Origin of the sequence: Frankia sp. AiPs1 (assembly GCF_023716945.1) — a bacterium.
GTDB lineage: Bacteria > Actinomycetota > Actinomycetes > Frankiales > Frankiaceae > Frankia.
This window is the reverse complement of sequence record NZ_JAMQQF010000497.1, coordinates 1-4,469: the sequence shown is the minus strand read 5'-3', so window position 1 is coordinate 4,469 and position 4,469 is coordinate 1. Positions and strand designations below refer to the sequence as shown.

General features: G+C 72.7%; 3 protein-coding genes. All 3 read right to left on the bottom strand.

The window, feature by feature from the left end; genetic code table 11:
- Positions 1–168: 168 nt before the first annotated feature.
- Positions 169–531, bottom strand: a complete 363-nt coding sequence (locus ND748_RS26040) for a hypothetical protein (protein ID WP_251748775.1) — start codon at positions 529–531, stop codon at positions 169–171.
- A gap of 29 nt (positions 532–560) precedes the next feature.
- On the bottom strand, positions 561–3,083 hold the full coding sequence (locus ND748_RS26035; protein ID WP_251748773.1) for a DUF1616 domain-containing protein: 2,523 nt from the start codon (positions 3,081–3,083) through the stop codon (positions 561–563).
- Positions 3,084–3,267: 184 nt separating this feature from the next.
- Positions 3,268–4,323, bottom strand: coding sequence for a polysaccharide pyruvyl transferase family protein (locus ND748_RS26030; protein WP_251748771.1), 1,056 nt, complete (start codon positions 4,321–4,323; stop codon positions 3,268–3,270).
- Positions 4,324–4,469: the final 146 nt, after the last annotated feature.

Here is a 4,469-nt window from a genome sequence, read left to right as displayed (position 1 = left end):
GCGGTCCGGCCCGCCGCGGCGTCGCGCTCGGCGTCTTCGCGGTCGGGGTCGTCGCGGTCGGAGTCGACGGCCGCTGCCCGCTCCCCCGCGCCCTTCCCCGGCCGCGTGTACGCATCCGTCGTCACGACAGCCCCACCCCGCCATCGCGGCCGCCGGGACACGACGCGATCACGCTCCGCTCCTGTGCAGACCGTCCCGTACCGAGCCGGCCGGCGTCGCCGACGGGCGCGCCCGCCAGCGGTCGGCGGCCAGCGCTGCCAGCGAGACGAGCGCGAAGACGACCACCAGGGCAAGGGGATGCCACGCATCGGACCACAGCATGAGCTGGGCGCCGATGATGGTCAGCGCCACGGACAGCGCGCCGCCCACGCAGGCGAGCAGGACCGGGCTGTCCAGACGGGTGAGCAGGAGCAGCGGGATGCCGGGGATCGTCACGTGGAAGGCGAGCGCCAGCACGACCCGCACCGCTCCCCCGGTGTCCGCCGCCTCCAGCAGCGGGACCAGCACGCTGAGCAGTCCCAGGACGCTCACCTGGACCGTCGTCGAACGCCACGCGGCCATCAGGGCCGCCCCAGCGACGCGGCGGCCGCGGCCGGCCCACTGGTGACCACGGCGTCCGCCGCGGGCGGGGGAGTCTGAGGCAACCGGACGTCCTTGGACCCACCGACCGCCCTGGAGTCGGCCAGGGCGTAGATGCGCGTGTCGGCGTTGCGGTACCAGAGCCGGAACGATGGCGACCGGGCCACGGCCGCCTCCAGCCGCCCGAGTGCGCCGGCCGGTGCGAGCTGGAACGTCCGGACATAGGCGTCCCCGCTGTCGGCGAAGGCGAGGTACCCACGGCTGGAGTACTTCCTGATCTCCGACGCCACGGTGCTCACGTCCGCCGGACCCAGCTCGCGCCCCCGCAGGTCCGGATTGAGCAGCATGTTCGGTTCGTCGCCGTTCTTCATGTGGATGAACTCGTCATAGTTGGGCCCGTAGCTACGGGGAAAGTTGGGGGCGGCGCACATGAGCACGGAGCCCGACAGCGCGTGCCCGTAGAAGTAGTCGCTGGCCGCCACGGTGCCGGCCGGCATGTAGTTCAGTTCCTCCTGGCCGAAGAAGGCGGGCAGGAAGGCTCCCGTGCAGGCCAGCGCCACCACCCCGACCCGCCGTGCCCGCACCACCGGCACCACCGGCACCGCGGGCACCGCGGGCACCGCGGGCCTCGCGGACCTGGCGGACCTCGCGGACCTCGCGGACCTCGCGGGCTGCACCACCGGTCCAACCGGCACCGGGCTCGGCTCGCCCCGGACCATGCCGCTGGCGATGGCCAGCGACGCCCAGGGCAGCGAGAACAGGTAGACCCGGAAGATCGCCTCGCCCCCGTAGTCCTGCCCGAAAACCAGGATCGCGGGCGAGACGAACAGCAGGCCGAGCACGCCGATACCCGGCCGCCGACGCAGCCGGCCGCGCACGACCGCCACGGCCGCCAGAAGCCAGACGAGCATCGACAGCGCGGTACCGGCCCGGGCGTGCAGCGCCTTGCCCGGCAGCGGCTTCGCGCCGTACGGGTCGACCCGCCGAAGGTTCTGTAACGGATCGGGGGAGGATGCGACCCCGAAATGGCTGGTGATGTAGGACAGGTTCGGGATCAGGAAGGCGACGGCGAGCACCGTCATGAGGACGACGAGCAGCCACGGCCGGACCAGGCCGGAGGCGACGAGCACCACCACGCTGACCACGATCAGGTACGGGGTGAGCTGGTGGGAGACCACCACGGCGGCCTGCAGCAGCACCGCGACGGCGATCGCCCAGCGGCGCAGCCTGGTCTCGTCGGCGGTGGCCGTCGTCCCCCGCCCCGCCGACCGGCAGAACCCGACGAGCAGGCAGTAGATCGCCAGCGCGAGGGTGAGCGCGAGCCCCTGGGGCGCGAAATAACTCTGCCCGACCCAGTTGCCCACGACGAACACGAGCGCGGCCACCCAGCCGAGACTCACCGAACGCAGGTACGACCGGCCGAGGCACGACACCAGCAGCGCGGAGACGGAGACGAAGAAGACCTCCGCCCACTGCGCGAACACCAGGGGATCCGTCGTCCGGGTCAGCCCCGAGAGGAATGCGGCCACCGCGAAGAATCCGGGCCACCGCTGGTAGATGTCGACGTTCCCGTCGAGGGAATGGTGCGCCAGGATGTAGCGCGTCACGCCGACGTAGTTGTACACCCAGGAGTAATGGGGCACGGAGTACACCAGCGGAGCCGTGCCGAAGAGCACGAACACGATCCCGAAGAGGTATCCGGCCGCCGCCGCCCGGTTGACCACCGGCCGGGTGAGCACGACGACCGCGCCCGCCAGCAGCAGCGCGAGCGCCAGATACCAGGTCACCGGGAGCACGGTCAGCATGCCGTACTGCCCCATCCGCCCCGGATCCACCCGTCCGACGCTGATCGCGAACAGGACGGCCGCGAGGACACCGGGAGCCACGAGCTTCATCGCGGCGACGGCCCGCGGCCGCGGCGCCCCCGCGCGCCCGCCGGCCTCGACGTCACCGGTCCGGCGCGCGATGGGTTCGGTGTGGATCCCGACGTTGCCCCGCGCGATGCGGTCGGTGTGGACCCCGACGTTGCCCCGCGCGATGGGTTTGGTGTGGATCCCGACGTTGCCCCGCGCGATGCGGTCGGTGTGGGCGCCGAATCCACCGCGCGCGATGGGTTCGGTGGGGGCGGCATCGGTCAGGTAGCCCGCGACGGACACCCGCGCCGCGCCGTTCTCGGGAGCGGACCGGGATCGTCGCGAGTTGACCAGGATGATCGCCACCGACAGCGCGACCAGCACGGCGGCCACCGCGTCCGGGTGCCAGATCCGCAGCCACAGCAGCGCGCAGAGCGCGACAGCCTCGACCGCGAGGCTGACGCAGACGGCGAGGCCGGCCCAGAGCGCCCGATCCTTGATCACCACGAAGCTGAGGACGGCCGCACCCGGCAGGAGCAGGACCGCCGGGAGGATCACGGCGGCCCGCAGGCCGCCGGGGGCATCGAGCGGCAGCAACACGAGACAGATCAGTCCCAGGGCGATCGCCAGGCGGGCGCGAACTCCGCTCATCTGCACGTGAACCTGTCTCCGCTGGGTGGATGCCGGGCAATGGCGGGTGGGTGGGGAGGCCGGCGGATGCCGGCCGGGCGGTGAGGCCGGGTGGGCCGGACGCGAGGACCAGCGTCGCCCGGCCGCGGCCGGGCCGGCGTCGCTCGGAAACCGACGTCGGCGGTGGTCGCGGCCAGGCCGGTTCCTAGCCGGCGGCGTGGTCGAGGCCGAGCTGATCGCCGATGCGAGCCAGCGCCGCGCGCAGGGCCGCGCGGCGCCCGTCGACGGCGATCTGCAGCCGCATCACGTGGTCCGCGCGGTCCGCGTCGACCTTCTCCACCAGCTCGACGAGCGACTCGGTGTCGACCTCGTCGGTGCGCAGAAGGAACCGCTCCTGGCCGAGGGAGGCCATGAAGTCGTCGCACTTGGGCTGGTAGCCGATGGCGATGGTCGGCACGGCGGCGCAGCAGGACAGGATCGCCGCGTGCAGCCGCTGGGCCACGAGCACCGAACAGCCGCGTACCGAGTGCAGGTAGGTGTCCGGATCAACGGTGACGTACACCTCGGTCCGGTCGGTCACCCCGGCGTCGGCCAGCAGCCGTTCGGTGTACGCCCGGTCGCTGTCGTTGGCGAGGAAGGCCCGGAACCGCCAGCCGCGCCGGGCGAGCTGACGCAGGGCGCCGGCGAGCTCCCGGCCGACCCGCTCGGGATCGTGCCCCCACATGTCGTCGCCCCAGCCGACGTTGAGGCCGAGCACGCCCGCATCCACCGATCGCGGCACCGGGCCGGGTTCGAGCAGCAGGGCCGGATCCCCCACGACCTCGCTGACCACTCCGATGGTCCCCAACAGCTCCGCGGAGCGCGGTCCGCGCACGGTCACCCGGTCGAACTGCTCCAGCAACGGTCGCCACCGGCGCAGCTCCCCGTTCGCGGAGAACGAGTTACGGCCCTGGAAGACCGGGTCCTCGACGCCGGCGCCGAGCATGTGGAACGGGCGGCGCCCGGCGAGCCGGCCGCCGGTCAGCAGGTGAACCCGCCAGTTCTTGCGTCCGATCACCGTGCCGCCACCGAGCAGCAGGGAGGCGTCCCGGAAACCGAGGTGCCGACGCTCCCGCAGGTGGCCGGGCAGGTCCCCGGGATAAAGCGGCAGGGCGGCGATCCGCGCCTGCGGGAACGCCCGCCTGTAGACGAGCTCGATCGCGTCGTCGCCGAGGTTTCCGCGACCGGCGTAACCGAGATAGGCGAGTGCGACTTTCTGCATCTCTACAAGACCGTCCTCATGTGATGATCCGAATGCGGTGACGCCAGCCGGCGATCCCGGCGGCCGACCTGCCCGCTCGGCTCCGGCGACGACCGCGGGGGGGCGAGCTCGCCGCCGGCGCCCGCCGGATCGGCGACGTACTCCCG